This window comes from Allosphingosinicella deserti (genome assembly GCF_003012735.1).
Classification (GTDB): Bacteria; Pseudomonadota; Alphaproteobacteria; order Sphingomonadales; family Sphingomonadaceae; genus Allosphingosinicella; species Allosphingosinicella deserti.
On sequence record NZ_PXYI01000010.1, the window covers coordinates 109014 to 124000 of the forward strand.

Annotated in this window: 12 protein-coding genes; 4 read left to right on the forward strand and 8 right to left on the reverse strand. The window is 65.4% G+C overall.

What is annotated here, in order from left to right; translation table 11 throughout:
• Nucleotides 1–392: 392 nt before the first annotated feature.
• Together C7I55_RS23690 and fliG are read right to left on the reverse strand one after the other, a co-directional pair.
• Nucleotides 393–1049: a FliH/SctL family protein gene (locus C7I55_RS23690; protein WP_106515510.1), complete on the reverse strand. Its 657-nt coding sequence runs from the start codon at nucleotides 1047–1049 to the stop codon at nucleotides 393–395.
• Nucleotides 1050–1068: 19 nt separating this feature from the next.
• Nucleotides 1069–2094, reverse strand: a complete 1026-nt coding sequence (gene fliG / locus C7I55_RS23695) for a flagellar motor switch protein FliG (protein WP_408640630.1) — start codon at nucleotides 2092–2094, stop codon at nucleotides 1069–1071.
• A gap of 107 nt (nucleotides 2095–2201) precedes the next feature.
• Here fliG and C7I55_RS23700 point away from each other — a divergent pair, with 107 nt between their 5' ends.
• The 3 genes from C7I55_RS23700 to C7I55_RS23710 all read left to right on the forward strand — a co-directional run bounded on the left by C7I55_RS23700 (nucleotide 2202) and on the right by C7I55_RS23710 (nucleotide 6279).
• Nucleotides 2202–4937 carry an NHL repeat-containing protein gene (locus C7I55_RS23700; protein WP_106515512.1) on the forward strand — a complete coding sequence of 912 codons (2736 nt, stop codon included), beginning with the start codon at nucleotides 2202–2204 and terminating at the stop codon, nucleotides 4935–4937.
• Between the two features lie 19 nt (nucleotides 4938–4956).
• Nucleotides 4957–5373 carry a flagellar basal body protein gene (locus C7I55_RS23705; RefSeq protein WP_106515603.1) on the forward strand — a complete coding sequence of 139 codons (417 nt, stop codon included), beginning with the start codon at nucleotides 4957–4959 and terminating at the stop codon, nucleotides 5371–5373.
• Between the two features lie 81 nt (nucleotides 5374–5454).
• A complete protein-coding gene (locus C7I55_RS23710) occupies nucleotides 5455–6279 on the forward strand; it encodes a class I SAM-dependent methyltransferase (RefSeq protein WP_106515513.1) in 825 nt (274 codons plus the stop codon).
• 60 nt (nucleotides 6280–6339) lie between these two features.
• Here C7I55_RS23710 and C7I55_RS23715 read toward each other — a convergent pair whose 3' ends face one another.
• Genes C7I55_RS23715 through C7I55_RS23725 form a run of 3 tightly spaced genes read right to left on the reverse strand, consistent with a single transcriptional unit; the run spans nucleotide 6340 to nucleotide 8164 of the window.
• Complete coding sequence (locus C7I55_RS23715) at nucleotides 6340–6762, reverse strand: hypothetical protein (RefSeq protein WP_106515514.1); 423 nt, start codon at nucleotides 6760–6762, stop codon at nucleotides 6340–6342.
• Nucleotides 6752–7060 (reverse strand): rod-binding protein, encoded by a 309-nt coding sequence (locus C7I55_RS23720; protein WP_106515515.1) that lies wholly within the window; start codon nucleotides 7058–7060, stop codon nucleotides 6752–6754. Before C7I55_RS23720 ends, C7I55_RS23715 begins: the two co-directional genes overlap by 11 nt.
• Nucleotides 7061–7069: 9 nt before the next feature.
• The gene (locus tag C7I55_RS23725) at nucleotides 7070–8164 is read right to left on the reverse strand and encodes a flagellar basal body P-ring protein FlgI (protein WP_106515516.1); all 1095 of its coding nucleotides are present in this window, start codon (nucleotides 8162–8164) and stop codon (nucleotides 7070–7072) included.
• An 84-nt stretch (nucleotides 8165–8248) separates the two neighbouring features.
• On the opposite strand from C7I55_RS23725, the gene C7I55_RS23730 reads away from it, so the two are divergent.
• Nucleotides 8249–8647, forward strand: a complete 399-nt coding sequence (locus tag C7I55_RS23730; protein ID WP_158266560.1) for a flagellar assembly protein FliX — start codon at nucleotides 8249–8251, stop codon at nucleotides 8645–8647.
• A gap of 110 nt (nucleotides 8648–8757) precedes the next feature.
• On the opposite strand, the gene C7I55_RS23735 is transcribed toward C7I55_RS23730, so the two are convergent.
• The 3 genes from C7I55_RS23735 to C7I55_RS23745 all read right to left on the reverse strand — a co-directional run bounded on the left by C7I55_RS23735 (nucleotide 8758) and on the right by C7I55_RS23745 (nucleotide 14928).
• Nucleotides 8758–10599, reverse strand: coding sequence for a methyl-accepting chemotaxis protein (locus tag C7I55_RS23735; RefSeq protein ID WP_158266561.1), 1842 nt, complete (start codon nucleotides 10597–10599; stop codon nucleotides 8758–8760).
• A gap of 304 nt (nucleotides 10600–10903) precedes the next feature.
• Nucleotides 10904–12763: a methyl-accepting chemotaxis protein gene (locus tag C7I55_RS29325; RefSeq protein WP_106515519.1), complete on the reverse strand. Its 1860-nt coding sequence runs from the start codon at nucleotides 12761–12763 to the stop codon at nucleotides 10904–10906.
• 326 nt (nucleotides 12764–13089) lie between these two features.
• Nucleotides 13090–14928 carry a methyl-accepting chemotaxis protein gene (locus C7I55_RS23745; protein ID WP_158266562.1) on the reverse strand — a complete coding sequence of 613 codons (1839 nt, stop codon included), beginning with the start codon at nucleotides 14926–14928 and terminating at the stop codon, nucleotides 13090–13092.
• Between the last annotated feature and the right edge of the window lie 59 nt (nucleotides 14929–14987).

Below are 14987 nucleotides of genomic sequence, written 5' to 3' on the forward strand. Positions count from 1 at the left end.
CGACCTTCACATCAGATAGGACGCCGGGCCGGCAAAAGGCTGCTGTCGCCAACACGGAATCCGTCACACGCCGTTGCGCGGTGGCCGGTGATCAGAACCCGCTCGGCATCGTCGCAAAAGTCAATGTTCGCCGTTGCACTTGCGCATACCCGAGATTGAGCCGGCCTCGTCGAGCTTGCAGATCTTTTCTTCCTTGGCCGGCTTCGACCCGGAGGTCTGCGGAGCCGGGGCATCCTGCCCCGCGGCAAGAGCCGGTGCGGAAAGGATGAGCAACGCGGACAAGGCAACAAGACGCATGATCGAAAGTCCCCACGTGGAAGCGGGGGCTTATAGCCAAGCCGTAAGCTCTTGCAAGCGCGCCCTATTCGATCGCTCCTGGCAGCTCTGGCTGCTTAGCCGAGAACGCCTTCGAGCTCCTCGCGCACGGCCCTGCGGCGCGATTCGAGATCCAGGCGAAGACCGCCTTCGTCCCACGAGATGTGGGTATCGCCGACCGGCATCGTCTCGTCGCCGGTGACATGGACGTGCATCCGGCGGCGGTCGCCGGCCTGTCGAACGCCGATCAGGCGCTCCATTTCCTCGACCAGCCCGGGATGGACCCTGACCTGGAGCCGCGGATTGCGCCCGAGCTGTTCGAGCACCCGGCCGAGCGCCGCATCGATCATCTCGGCAGGCGCCGCCGCGATCGCACGGCCCGCGAGGTGGTCGGCCGCGGCAAGAGCCAGGTCGGCGGCCTCTGCGGTCGCCTTGGCGACGGCCTGATCGACCTCTTCGGCGATCTGCTCGATACCGGCCTGCAAGGCGTCGATCGCCGCCAGGATCGCCGCCTCACGCTCCGCCCGCGCCTCGGCGAGACCCGCCTCGAACCCGGCGCTGCGCGCCTCGGCGAGCGCCATGTCCTTCTCCAGCTCGACGCGGTCGAGCTGGGCGCGGAGGGTCTCGACCTCGCCCTGCAGGATCAGCGGATCGGGCTTTGCCGCGTCCGCTGCCGAATGCTGGGAGAAGACCCGCTCGAACGCGAACGGCTTGATCTTCGAAGCGCTTGCCATGCCGGTTTCGTCCTTCGGATCAGTAGATCAGGCCGTCGTCGCTCTTCGGATCGACGAGCATGATCTCGCCGCGGTCCGCGAGCGACTTGGCAAGCCGAACCATTGCGGTCTGCGCGTCTTCGCAATCGCGCGCACGAACCGGGCCCATCGATCCCATCTCTTCCTTCATCAGCTTGGCGGCGCGTTCCGTCATCGTCGAAAAGAAGAGCTGCTTCATCGGATCCGGGGCACCCTTGAGCGCCAGCGCCATCTCGCGCTTGTCGGCATTGCGGACGATCGCCGAAATTGCCGCAGGCAGCAGATTGGCGAGATCGTCGAAGGTGAACATCAGGGCGCGGATCCGCTCGGCGGCCTCCGGCGCGCGATCGTCGAGCGCGGCCAGCATGGCTTCCTCGCTCGAGCGATCGAGGGCGTTGAAGATTTCGGCCATGGTCTCGTGCGGATCGCGGCGCTGCGAGCGCGACAGATTGGACATGAATTCGGTGCGCAGCGTCTGCTCGACCTCCTGAATCACTTCCTTCTGGACGGTGTCCATGCGGAGCATGCGCATGATGACGTCGGTCGAGAAATCCTGCGGCAGCTCGGACAGCACGCGCGCGGCGTGGTCAGACGACAGCTTGCTGAGGATGACCGCGACGGTCTGCGGATATTCGTTCTTGAGATAGGCGGCGAGGACCGACTCGTTCACGTTGGACAGCTTGTCCCACATCGTGCGGCCGGATGGACCACGGATGTCCTCCATGATGTCCTTCACCTTCTCGCCAGGAAGGACGCCGCGGAGCAGGCGCTCGGTGGTCTCGTACGATCCGTGGAGCGACGCCATCGACGAGACTTCGCCCGAGAACGAGATCAGGAGATGCTCGACGACGTTGGCCGGCACCCGCCCAAGCTGCGCGATCGCCGAAGACAGTTCCTTGATCTCGTCGGTGGAGAGCTGTTCCCAGATCGATGCGCCATGTTCCTGACCAAGGGCGAGCATCAGCATCGCCGCGCGCTGCAGGCCCGAATATCTCTTAAGCTCGGGAGGCTCTGCGATCGGGGTCATCACGCTCAAGGGGGTCTCTCCAAAAAACAGCATGTCGAACGCGTCGGGCGAGTGGCGCACGTCTATTATAGGATCAGAGAAGAGCGTGGCGGGGGTTTGGTAAACAAATGACTGTGAATTTTTCGAGCGGGCTGGTCGGCCTTTCGATGCTGACCGGAGACACCAGCCTGATCGGCCTTGCGTCCGAGCTCAGGATCGAATCGAACGCCGTTCGGAAGGCCCGGGCGCAGTTCACCCTGCCGGCAGTCGTCGCCCCGTGGCAGGAGGCGGCGAGCAGCATTCCCGTCAGCACGCAGGTGTCGAACATCAAGCGCATGCCGACGATCATCGACAAGCCGTCCACCTCCTCGTCCGGCAGCAGCTCGACCCTTGCCAAGGATGCGACCACCAACAAGGACGTGCAGACATCGTTCATCGCCTACAAGGCGCTCGAGCGGCTTCGCATGCTTGCCGAGGCCGGTGCCGCCAAGACCACCTCGTCGGCCGAGCGCACCCTTCTTCAGACCGCCTTCGCCAAGGGGATCAACGACCTGCAGGGCTTCCTCGCGGAAGCGCCGTCGGACAAGGTCAAGCTGAGCTTCGGCTCGTCGGCGCGCCGCGCGGAAAGCGTCGCCTTCGGCACTGCGTTCACCGAAAAGACGGTCGGCACCGGCCTGCTGGGAACGCGCACCGATCCGCTCGTCGGCATCGCCGGCGACGAGGTGCTCGAGATCAAGCTGTCGAAATACGGCGTGACCGAGACCGTCACGGCGGATCTTTCCACCACCACCCAGCCGCCGACCCTCGACAGCGTTACCGCCGCGCTCAACGCTGCCATTGCGAGCATTCCGATGCGCGACATCGACGGCAACGTCGTCAACGGTGCCGACGGCAATCCCACGCCGAAATACGCGTCCAAATTCCTCGTCGAGAAGAATGGCGACAAATGGGGCCTGGTGCTCAGCACCTCCGGAGTCGAGCAGATCTCGCTCGACCAGGTCAATGCCAAGGACGCCTTGATGGTCGTCACCGGCCAGACCGCGCTCGATGCTCCGGCGACCACCCAGATCATGCGCTTTGACGATCCGGCCGGCACCGCGACCCGCAAGACGCTCGGCACATTGTCGGCGGTCGACGGCGAGGCGACCGACCGTGCGAAGCTCGCCGCAGACGACGAGAGCAAGGTGAAAGACGTCGTCGCGAGCACCACGGCGCGGGCGATCACCACCGATGCCAAGGGCAATTCCTATGTCGTCGGCACCGCCGCCGGCGACATCGGCAGCAACCAGCTTGCCGGCTCGGAAGACCTGTTCCTCACCAAGCTCGACAGCGAGGGCAAGGTCGTCTGGCAGCGCACCCTCGGCGCGGCATCGTCGGCGCAGGGCGCGGCGGTCACCGTCGGCGCAAACGGCGATATCGTCGTCGCGGGCACCGTCACCGGTCCGTTCAACGGCTCCACCAATCAGGACAGCGACATCGTCGTCGTCAAATTCGATGCCAATGGCGACGAGACCTTCGCCACGGCGATCCGCGCCGTCGGCAACGAGGAAGCGACGGCGGTTGCGGTCGGCGCAGACGGCACGGTGTTCGTCGGCGGCAAGGCCCAAGGCGGCGGCGGCGATGCGTTCCTCGCCCGGATCGACGCGACAGGTTCGCTCAAGGAACGCCGCACCATCGACAGCGGCGGATCCGACACGGTCTCCGCGCTTGCCGTCGGAGCCGATGGCGAGTTGCTCGCACTCACCCGTGAAAGCGGTACGGCGCGGCTGCGCCGGCTCGACGCCCAGGCGCTTGCCACCGATCTCGGGGCGCTTGATCTCGGCGTCGCCGATGCGCGCGTGCTCGCCGTGTCCGCGACCGGGGAAATCGCGGTCGGCGGCGCAACCAGTGCAGCCCTGAACGGCACCCAGGTCAACGGGCTCGGCGGCGGCCGAGACGGCTTCGTCGCCCGGATCGATGCCGATCTGACGGAGGCCAGCGTCTCCTATCTCGGCACCGATGCAAGCGACGAAGTCGACAGCATCGCCTTCATGGGCGACGATCTCTATGCCGGCGGACGCACCACCGGTGCGCTTTCCGGAACCGCCCGGCAGGGTGCCGTCGACGGCTTCGTGGCGCGGATCGATGCGGGCTCCGGCGCCATCGAGAATATCAACCAGTTCGGCCAGACCGCGCTTCGCACCGAGCCGGTTCGGATCGCCGCAGCGACCGGCGGCGCCGGCATCACCAGCGCCCTTGGCTTTCATCGCGGGGAGCTCAACCCGACCAGCTCGGCGCGGCTGGTCGCCAATACCAGCCTGCGCGCCGGCGACGAATTTTCGCTCAAGGTCGATGGCGGCACTGAACGCAAGATCACGATCCTGGCCGACGACACGCTGACGACGCTGGCCAATCGTATCCGCAAGCTCACCGGCACCAACGTCACCGTCACGACGCCCCGCAACGGCACCGGCAGCGCCTTGCGCATCGAGCCCAAGGCCGGGCACTCGATCTCGCTGCTGGCGGGGGGCACCGGCAAGGACGCGCTCGAGAAACTCGGGATCGAGCCGGGCCGCTTCGATGTGCCTGCGATCGATCCGAAGGCGCAGAAGGTCAAGCCGGGCGGCGCCTTCGGTCTGATGCTCGATGATTCGCTCAGCATCGCCACCGCCAACGACGCGAAGTTCGCGCTTTCGGCGATTAAATCGGCCTCGTCGATGACCCAGACGGCGTTCCGCTCGCTATATTGGGATCAGATGAAGGCGAATCTGGTCGACGGCACCAAGGCAGTCGGCGCTGCGTCCGCTTACCAGAAGGCGCAGCTCGCAAACTACCAGAGTGCGCTCAACCGCCTGACCAGCGCCAACACCTACACCGGCTTCTAAGGAACGACGCATGAGCGGCATGGGTGGAACCCCGAACCTCTTCCAGGGCATCGAGCGTGCGATGCAGCACCTCTCCGGCCGGCAGAAGGTGATCTCGCAGAATATCGCCAATTCGGAGACCGCGGGCTTCAAGGCGCGCGAGGTCGAAGCTCCGGATTTCAGCGATCTGCTCGCCGTCCAGCAGGGCGGCCCGCGCGTCGCCCGGCCGCGGATCAGCATTACCAGCGGCATGGCCGCGCTCGGCGCCAGTCAGCCGCGCGGCGGCAGCGGTGTCGTGCTCGATCCCGACACGATGGAAACCAAGCCGGACGGCAACAACGTCACCTTGGAAGAGCAATTGCTCAAGATGGGCGAGATGCAGGCGGATTTCACCGCGCTCACCAATCTCTACCGCAAGCAGCTCGGCCTGCTGAAGGTCGCGACCGGGTCGCGTTGATGCGGCCGCACGCCTGATCCGGCCGCTGCGCACTCTTTCCAAGACCTCCGTCCGGGCGCATGTTGCTCGACAGGAGGGGTTATGAGGGAAGCAGAGGCCGGAATCGGCGCGCCAGCGCCCGCAGGCGACTCCGCCTTCGATGGGCCCGTCCCGATCCTGTACGACCGCTGCCTGGTGCCCCTGCTGTTTGCGCCTTATGCGGCGGACCTTGCCAGGCGCGCGGCCGCGTTCGACCCTCGCGAGATCCTCGAAGTCGCTGCCGGCACCGGGATCGTGACCGCGGCGCTCGCCGAAGGGCTTCCGGGCGCCGATATCGTCGCAACCGATCTCAGCGCCGCCATGCTCGAGTGCGCCGCGGCGCGGGCAGGGAGATCCAATGTCCGCTTCAAAACGGCCGACGCCCAGGCGCTGCCGTTCGCGGACGGGCGCTTCGATCTCGTCGTTTGCCAGTTCGGATTGATGTTCTTCCCGGATCGCAGGCGCGCGTTGAGGGAAGCGTTACGCGTGCTGAGGCCGGGTGGTCGCTGCCTGCTCAACACCTGGAACAGGATCGAAGACAATCCCGTGACCGACCGAGTCGCGGCTGCCGTGGCGAACCTGTTCGCCGGGGATCCGCCGGACTTTTTCGACCGCCTGCCGTTTGGCTATCACGACATTGCGGTTATCGAGGCGGACGTGCGGGCCTCCGGCTTCGGGACGGTCTCGATCGAGACGATCACGTGCGAAACATTGGTCATCGCGGAAGAGGCAGCATTGGGCCTTTGCCAGGGAACGCCGCTGCGGGCCGAGCTGGCGCGGCGCGGCGCCGATGCCGTTGCCGCAGCGACGCACGCTGCACGCGAGGCGCTGGCGCCGTTCGACGGACGATCGGTGCCGATGTCCGCCCATGTCGTGACGGCGCGTTAGATCCAGGTCGGGCTCGGCCCGATCAGGTGATCGATGGCCCGGTGCTCACCGGATCGGTGATCAATAATGGGAATTATGCGAGATCGGGGTCGGCAGGTCGATCCGCGACAGATCGCCGCGGGCGCCATAGACGCTGTGCCGGGTGCCGGTGATGCGCTTGGCCTCGGCGGTGACCGCGGCCATCATCTCGGTGGTGAGATCGATCTGCCGTGCCAGCGCTTCGGCATTGGGGCCGGAGGCGTCCTTCAGCTCGCCGAGCGCAACGGTGAGATCCGCCTTGGCATCCGGCTCGAGCGCGTCGAGCCAATTGGAGTCGATCCGGTCGAGCTCGGCGGTGCGGCTTTCCAGCGCACCGACCAGGCGCGCCTTGGCGCCGGCGATCTCGTGAATGCCGCCGAAGCGTCCGCCGGTGCGGAGCATCTCGGTCTCCTCGCGCATCAACGCCGCCAGCGACTGGACGAGATCGACGAGCTCACTGACCATTTCCGGATCCTCCCTGCATCTTTATCATCTGTTCGAGCACGGCCGGGGCAAGGCCGACGCCGCCGCCCTTGGCCATTTCCTTGCCCAGCGTCTCGGCGAGCACGCCGCGGAACATTTCCTCGCCATGGCCGCCGGAGAATTCGTCTCCCATCTCGACGCTTTCCATCATAAGCTTCGCCATCTGGCCGAGGAACACGGCTTCGAACTCGCGTGCGGTCGCCTGGGCGGAATTCTGCTGCTTCTGGGGCATCGCGCTACGCGCGGTCGGCGCGGCGAGGCTGGCTTGGATGTCGGTCATGCCAAATCCTTACTGAACCACGATTTCGGCCTGGAGCGCGCCCGCCGATTTCAGGGCCTGGAGAATGGTGATGAGATCGCGGGGCGAGACACCGAGCGCGTTCAGGCCGGAAACCAGCGAACGCAGCGAGGAACCGCCGCCGACCATCGCCAGCGAAGCGCCGCCGCCATCGTCGACGTTCACCGAGGTGCGCGGCAGCACCACCGTCTCGCCTTCGGAGAAGGGCTCCGGCTGCGACGCAATCGGATTTTCCGAGACGCTGATGGTCAGCCCGCCCTGGGCGATCGCCACCGGGCTGATGCGAACGTCGGCGCTCATCACCACCGTGCCGGAGGCTTCGTTGATGACGACGCGTGCTGCCTGATCGGCGTTGATCTCGAGATTTTCGATGCGGCCGACCAGATCGACAACCGAGCCGCCCTGCGGCGTCAGCTGCACGGTGGCGGGATCGAGCACTTCGGCGCTGCCGGGAGCCTCGCCGTTGATCGCCTCGGCGATCCGCCGGGCGGTCGTGAAATCCGGGTTTTTGAGCGCGAGCTTCAGGGTCTGCGCGGATTTGAGGGCGAACGGCACCTCGCGTTCGACGATCGCGCCGCCGGCGATCCGTGCCGAGGTCGAGACGCCGCGGGTGACGCTGGCGCCGGCGCCCTGGGCCTTGAACCCGGACACGGCGAGAGGGCCTTGCGCAACCGCATAGATCTCGCCGTCCATCGCCTTGAGCGGCGTGACGATCAGCGTTCCGCCCTGCAGGCTGGACGCGTCGCCCATTGCGGAGACCTGGACGTCGACCTGGCTGCCGCTCCGGGCGAACGGGGGCAGGGTCGCCGTCACCATGACAGCGGCAACGTTCTGGGTGCGCATCTGCGTTCCCTCGACGCTGATGCCCATCCGCCCGAGCATTCCCTTCAGGGATTCCTCGGTGAACGGCGCGTTGCGGGTGCGATCTCCGGTGCCCGCAAGGCCGAAGACGAGACCGTAGCCGACGAGCTGGTTCGAGCGAACGTTCTCGACGTCCACGATGTCCTTGACGCGCGGACCGGCAAAGGCCGGTGCGGCAGCCGCGGAAGCGGCGATCAGACAGGCTGCGAATAGGATTTTGCGCATTAATCTCTTCGTCAATGGCGATGAGCCGCTCAGTTCTTTATAGGATGGTTAAGAGGGCGCGGCCCGATCGAAAGGAAAATGATTGTGCGCATCAACGGCGTGACACCGATCAGCCCCAAGGATCTGAAGCCGGTGCGCGGCGTCAGCGGGCGGTTCACCGTGCCCACCGACGACGGTGCGCCGAGCGCGACCGGTGCGCTCCAGGCACTCACCTCGGTCGACATGCTGCTGGCGATCGCATCGGTCGACGACGAGGCGGAGCGACGCCGGCAGATGGCCTCGCACGCCGCCGCCGGGCTCGACGCCCTGGAAGCCCTGGATCAGGCGGAGGATGATGAGATCCGCCGGGAGAAAGCCGAGCAATTGTCCGAATGGGCGCAAGGTGTCCCCGAGGACGGTCATCCGGAGATCACCCGCATCCTTCGGCAGATCGAGCTTCGTGCGCTGATCGAAATCGCCAAGATCGAGCGCGACGGCGACTGATCAGAGGCGGCGCGGGCGCCATGGCGCAGCGACGAAGCTTCTGCGGAATGCAGGAAAAAGGGCCGGCGGCATTGCTGCCGCCGGCCCTTTTCGTACGGCGTCCAAAAGCCTCAGAATGCGTTCCAGTCGTCCACCGCCGTGGCGAGATTGGACTGAAGCGCCAGCGCCGTGTTGCCGCGAACCTTGGGCGCTGGGGCCGGGGCCTTGCGCGGCGCCCGTGCAACGGCCGGAGCTGCCTGCGCGCCGGTGTCGAAGCGACCGACCAGGCGCGTGAGGCCGGTGGCCTCGTCGGTGAGGCTGCGCGCGGCGGCGTTGCTTTCCTCGACCATCGCAGCATTCTGCTGCGTGACCTTGTCCATTTCGGTAATCGCGGTGTTGACCTGGGCGAGCGCGGAGCTCTGCTGGTCGGCCGCCATCGCGATCTGGCTGACGAGCCCGGAGACCTCGTCGACCGAGCCAATGATCCGGCCAAGCGCCTTGCCGGCCTCGCCGACCAGGGCCACGCCGCCTTCGACCTGCTTGGAGCTGTTCGAGATCAGGGTGCCGATCTCCTGCGCCGCGTCCGCCGAGCGCTGGGCGAGCGCACGAACCTCGTTGGCGACCACCGCGAACGCACGACCCGCTTCACCGGCATGCGCCGCTTCGACCGAGGCGTTGAGCGCAAGCAGATTGGTCTGGAACGCGATCTTGTCGATCACTTCGATGATCTTGGTGATCTCCTGGCTGCTCTTCTCGATCTCGGCCATGGCGGAGACCGCATCGGAGACGACCTTGCTGCTCTCCTGCGCGTCCGCCTGGGTGGCGAGAACGAGCTTGTTGGCCTGGTTGGCACCGGAGGCGCTGTTCTGCACGGTGGCGGTGATCTGCGTCATCGCGGCGGCGGTTTCCTCGAGCGAGGCGGCCTGCTGCTCGGTGCGGCGCGACAGATCGTCCGACGCCTGGCTGATCTCGCCGGAACCGCCATGGATGTTCGCAGTTGCCGCGGCAATCGAAGTCATCGCCGAGCGCAGTTCGCTCACCGCGCCGTTGAAGTCGTCCTGGAGCTTGGCATAGGCCGCAGGGAAGTTCTTGAGTTCGGCCCTGAGGTCGCCAGCGGCGAGCCGACCCAGTCCCTCTCCGACTTCGGAGACGACACGGTGCTGCTCGGCCTCGGCACGTGCCTTTTCGGCTTTGGACTTCTCCTCAGCGATAGCGGTGTCACGAAACACGTTGACGGCCACGGCCATCGAGCCGATCTCGTCGGTACGGCCGGTGCCGGGTATCTGTACGCTGGTGTCGCCTGCGGCGAGGCGGCCCATCACCGATGTCATGCTCGTGATCGGCCGCGCGATGACGTTGGAAAGCAGCCATCCGAGCGCGCCGGCACAGAGAATTGCAAACGCCGCGCCGACCCACAAAGTCGTCATTGCGGATGTGTTCGCGGCCTCCATTGCAGCCTGCTGCTCGGCGATGTAGCCACTCGCGGCTTTTTGCATCTCGCCAACGATCTGCCGGACCTTCGACAGCTGCTTTCGTCCGGAGATCTCCTGCGCACGCATCCGCGTCGCCGGATCGCGCGCGAGGCTGATCAGTTCGGCAAATCGCTTATCGTTCAGATCGCGTACTTCATCCTTGAGGGCTGCCAGGCGCGCTTTCTGGTCGTCCTTGCGGGTGGTGGCAAAGCCTTCGGCTTCTTTCTCGAAGGCCTTTTTGTTCTCTTCATATTCATCCAGCAGCTCGGATCTGCCGAGCATCGCATAGCCGCGCAGCGCATTTTCCTGCTGGATGATCGCGCCAAGCATGCCCTGAGCATGGCCGGAGACACGAACGGAGACGGCATTGGCCTCGGCCGTGGCGGTCAGCGTACCGAGGCTCGACGTGATGAAAACCGCTGCGGCAATAAAGGTGGCTATCACGATCGCGAACGCTGTCGCGATCTTCACGGGTATCCGCATCCGATTGAAAAATTCCATCATTGTGTTCCTGGAAATGCCGATGTGGCGATGAGGGTGCGTGTCGGGGCTGTCGGGACGCCTGATCCCGTCGCAGTCACCACGAGTGACCAGCTGCGGCGTTCAGGCTCTCGCCGGCTTTCAGCCTTCGCAAGTCGAGAAGATCGATAGTTCAAGTTAAATCTTAGGAGCGGGGAGCTGGGCACACGCGATCCGGCACGACTTTCTGGCCCAGTACGTGATATTGCGGAGCCGCGACGAGACGCGAACGAGAAAGGGCCGACGACATCGCTGCCGCCGGCCCTCGATTGTTCCGGAGGAACGATCAGAACTCGTTCCAATCGTCCACCGCTGTCGCGAGGTTGGACTGAAGCGCCAAAGCGGTGTTGCCGCGGACCTTCGGCGCCGGGGCCGGCCTTGGCTTGCGGATCGCGGCGGCAGGGGCAGCCTGCGCGCCGGTGTCGAAGCGACCGACCAGGCGCGTGAGGCCGGTAGCCTCGTCGGTGAGGCTGCGCGCGGCGGCGTTGCTTTCCTCGACCATCGCCGCATTCTGCTGCGTGACCTTGTCCATTTCGGTGATCGCGGTGTTGACCTGAGCCAGCGCCGAACTCTGCTGGTCGGCGGCCATCGCGATCTGGCTGACCAGACCCGACACTTCGTCGACCGAGCCGATGATTCGGCCGAGCGCCTTGCCGGCCTCGCCGACCAGGGTCACGCCGCCTTCGACCTGCTTGGAGCTGTTGGAAATCAGGGTACCGATCTCCTGGGCAGCGTCCGCCGAGCGCTGGGCAAGGGCACGAACCTCGTTGGCGACCACCGCGAACGCACGTCCCGCTTCGCCGGCATGCGCCGCTTCGACCGAGGCGTTGAGCGCGAGCAGGTTGGTCTGGAAGGCGATCTTGTCGATCACTTCGATAATCTTGGTGATCTCCTGGCTCGACTTCTCGATCTCGGCCATGGCGGCGACGGCGTCGCCGACGACCTTGCTGCTCTCCTGCGCGTCCGCCTGAGTGGCGAGGACGAGCTTGTTGGCCTGGTTGGCGCCGGCGGCGCTGCTCTGCACCGTCGTCGTGATCTCCGTCATCGCCGCTGCCGTTTCCTCGAGTGAGGCGGCCTGCTGTTCGGTGCGGCGCGAAAGGTCGTCCGACGCCTGGCTGATCTCGCTGGAGCCGCCGTGAATGTTGCCGGTGGCGCGAGCGATTTCGGTCAACGCGTTGCGGAGCTCGCTGACGGCGCCGTTGAAATCCTCCTCGAGCTTGCGATAGTCGCCGGGGAAGTTCGACAGGCTGACGGTGAGATCGCCATCCGAGAGCTTCTTGAGCGCCTCGGCAAGTTCGGCGACGACCTTCTGCTGCGCCGCATCCGCCTGTGCCTTTTCGGCGGCGGCCTCTTCCTGCGCAACGGCAGCGTCCCGGAAGACGAGCACGGTCTTCGCCATCGCGCCGACTTCATCGCCGCGATCGGTGCCGGCGACATCGACCTTGTTGTTGCCACCGGCGAGCGCGCGCATCGTTTCCTGCAGGCGCAGGATCGGTCCGCTGATGCCGTTTCGAGCGACGAAGACGCCGCCGGCAAGCGCTGCAATCAGGCCGAAAATCGAGACGATCAGGCTGGTGGTCGAGGTCGCTGCGACGTCCTCGCTGAGGGCCGCGGAATCGTTCTCCGCATCGGCCACGGCCTTGCGGTTAAGGGGAAGCAGGGTCTGCTCGAACTTGTCGAACTGCGGCTTCGCGCTCCGCATCACATTGGTTGCGGCGGCCTTGTCATTACGCATGCCGAGGTCGATCGCACGGCCGACCGTTTGGTGAATGCCATCAAGTTCGGTGCCGATCTCATCGAGCGTCTCGGCGAGGTCCGGGCGAAGTCCGCGGGCCTCTGAAAGCGCCTGCTTCGCGTCGGCATAGGTCTTCTTTTCCCATTCGACGTTCGCGCGCGATTCCGGTGAGCCGCCATCATAGGCAATAGCTCGGAAGCCCGCCGCGCGGATTTCCGCAGTGAAGCGGTGGAAGCGAACGAGCCGGATGGTTCCAGCCATCCTCTTGTTTACGAGTTCGGAATAGCGAGCGTCCACATCCTTGAGCACACTGCTCGAGTAGAAGGTCGTTCCAAGGCAGAAGATGCCAAGGAGGCCAAGCAAGGCAAGGATCTTCGCCGAAATCTTGGTATTCTGAAGGAGCTGTTTCACGTTTCTGCCTTCCCGCGATGGGACGAGCCCCGAGGCCCGAGATGATGGAAGCAGTCGAATTGGCGCGTGTGGGATTGCCGCGGACGACACCCGTGCCAAGGTTCGGACAACATTGCTTCAGATCGACTTCTAGGAAAAAAGCGGCGGCGCAGCCTCGTTTGCACGGCCTTTGTGACGTAAATCCGTAATCTTACTGCGTTCTTTCAGTCACTTGATGTGCCGGAACGAGGAGTCTGCCGGGAGCGTGCTCAGAGACGGCATGGGGGCAGGCACGTCAATGCCGGCGGCAGCTGCCGCCGGCATTGACGTGAAGTCTGGACGCTCACTTAGAATGCGTTCCAGTCGTCCACGGCATTGGCAACATTGGATTGAAGCGCAAGTGCCGTGTTGCCGCGGACCTGCGGTACGGCTGCCGGACGGGCCTTCCGCACAACGGCGGCGGGTGCCGCCTGCGTGCCGGTCTCGAACCGGCCGACCAGGCCGGCAAGACCGGTGGCCTCGTCGGCAAGGCTGCGGGCGGCCGCATTGCTCTCCTCGACCATCGCCGCATTCTGCTGCGTGACCTTGTCCATTTCGGTGATCGCGGTGTTGACCTGGGCGAGGGCGGAGCTCTGCTGATCCGCAGCCATCGCGATCTGGCTGACCAGACCGGAGACCTGGTCGACCGAGCCGATGATCCGGGTCAGCGCCTTGCCGGCCTCGCCGACGAGCGCGACGCCGCCGTCGACCTGCTTCGAGCTGTTCGAGATCAGCTGACCGATTTCCTTCGCGGCATCCGCGGAGCGCTGGGCGAGGGCCCGAACCTCGTTCGCGACGACGGCGAAGGCACGGCCTGCTTCGCCGGCTTGCGCGGCCTCGACCGAGGCGTTGAGCGCGAGCAAGTTGGTCTGGAACGCGATCTTGTCGATCACAGTGATGATCTTGGAGATCTCCTGGCTGCTCTTCTCGATCTCGCTCATCGCGGCGACCGCATCGGCGACAACCTTGCTGCTCTCCTGGGCATCGGCCTGTGTCGCGCGGACCAGCTTGTTGGCGTCGTTCGCACCCGCCGCGCTGTTCTGCACGGTCGCGGTGATCTGGGTCATCGCCGCCGCGGTCTCCTCGAGCGAGGCGGCCTGCTGCTCGGTGCGGCGCGAGAGGTCGTCGGACGCCTGGCTGATCTCGTTCGATCCGCCATGGATGTTGGTGGTGGAGCGCGCGATGTCGGTCAGAGCGGTGCGGAGCTCGCTCACCGCCGCGTTGAAATCCTCCTCCAGCTTGCGGTACTCGCTCGGGAAACTCTTGAGGCTGACGGTGAGATCGCCATGGGAGAGACTGCCGAGCGCATCGGCGAGCTCCGCGACGACCTTGGCCTGGGCGGCGTCGGAGATGGCCTTCTCGGACGCGAGCTTTTCCTGCGCAATGGCGGCGTCGCGGAAGACGAGGACGGCCTTGGCCATCTGCCCGACTTCATCCTGGCGATCGGCATTGGGAACGTCGACCTTGTTGTCGCCCGATGCGAGCCGGCCCATCACGCCGATCATGCCGCGAACGGGAACTGCGATCATTCGCGCCAGGAGCACGTTCATCAGGGCAGCGATGGCGACTGCGGCAAGCGCGCCGATGATCAGGGTCATGATCGTCAGGCTGTAGGCGTCATTCTGTTCGCCGGTGCGGACTTCGATGCGCTCCTGCGCTGCATCGATCAGCTCCTTGCCGATTGCCTTCGCTTCGGCGAGGTCGGCCAGATCCGACAGGTTCGCCGCCGCCTGGGCGCGGGCATCGGGGTTCGACGAGAGCTGGATGAGCCGGTCCGCCTTAGCGGCGAAGCCGTCCATCGCCTTTTGCAGCTTGGCGCCGCGCTCCTTCTGGGCGTCTTGGGTGGTCGTCTCGATGAAGCGTGCCAGGTCCTTCTCGAACGCGCTCTTGGCGGATCGATATTGGTCCGCGAAGCGCGCGTCGCCGGTCGCCGCGTAAGCATGAAGCGCCGATTGCTGCTCCACCGCTTCGCTCATCGCCTGCTGCGCCAGACCCTTGAGCATGTTCGAACGGATGTTCGAATTGCTGGCATCCTGGATCGAGGTTGCGCTCGAGTAGACGAGGTAGTTGCAGGTCAGCGAAGCCAGGATCACCGCGGCAAAGCCGAGGGTAAGCTTCCGCGAAACGGGAAGGTTGCTGATGTTCACGAGAAAGCCCCACATAGGAAAGTCCCCTATTTTATAGAATGGGATCGGGGCTCCGCAGG

Excerpts from the sequence above, each read along its gene's own strand:
- C7I55_RS23690 (WP_106515510.1), bottom strand. The coding sequence starts at position 1,049 with ATGGCAAGCGCTTCGAAGATCAAGCCGTTCGCGTTCGAGCGGGTCTTC.
- fliG (WP_408640630.1), bottom strand. The coding sequence starts at position 2,094 with ATGACCCCGATCGCAGAGCCTCCCGAGCTTAAGAGATATTCGGGCCTG.
- C7I55_RS23700 (WP_106515512.1), top strand. The coding sequence starts at position 2,202 with ATGACTGTGAATTTTTCGAGCGGGCTGGTCGGCCTTTCGATGCTGACC.
- C7I55_RS23705 (WP_106515603.1), top strand. The coding sequence starts at position 4,957 with ATGGGTGGAACCCCGAACCTCTTCCAGGGCATCGAGCGTGCGATGCAG.
- C7I55_RS23710 (WP_106515513.1), top strand. The coding sequence starts at position 5,455 with ATGAGGGAAGCAGAGGCCGGAATCGGCGCGCCAGCGCCCGCAGGCGAC.
- C7I55_RS23715 (WP_106515514.1), bottom strand. The coding sequence starts at position 6,762 with ATGGTCAGTGAGCTCGTCGATCTCGTCCAGTCGCTGGCGGCGTTGATG.
- C7I55_RS23720 (WP_106515515.1), bottom strand. The coding sequence starts at position 7,060 with ATGACCGACATCCAAGCCAGCCTCGCCGCGCCGACCGCGCGTAGCGCG.
- C7I55_RS23725 (WP_106515516.1), bottom strand. The coding sequence starts at position 8,164 with ATGCGCAAAATCCTATTCGCAGCCTGTCTGATCGCCGCTTCCGCGGCT.
- C7I55_RS23735 (WP_158266561.1), bottom strand. The coding sequence starts at position 10,599 with ATGGAATTTTTCAATCGGATGCGGATACCCGTGAAGATCGCGACAGCG.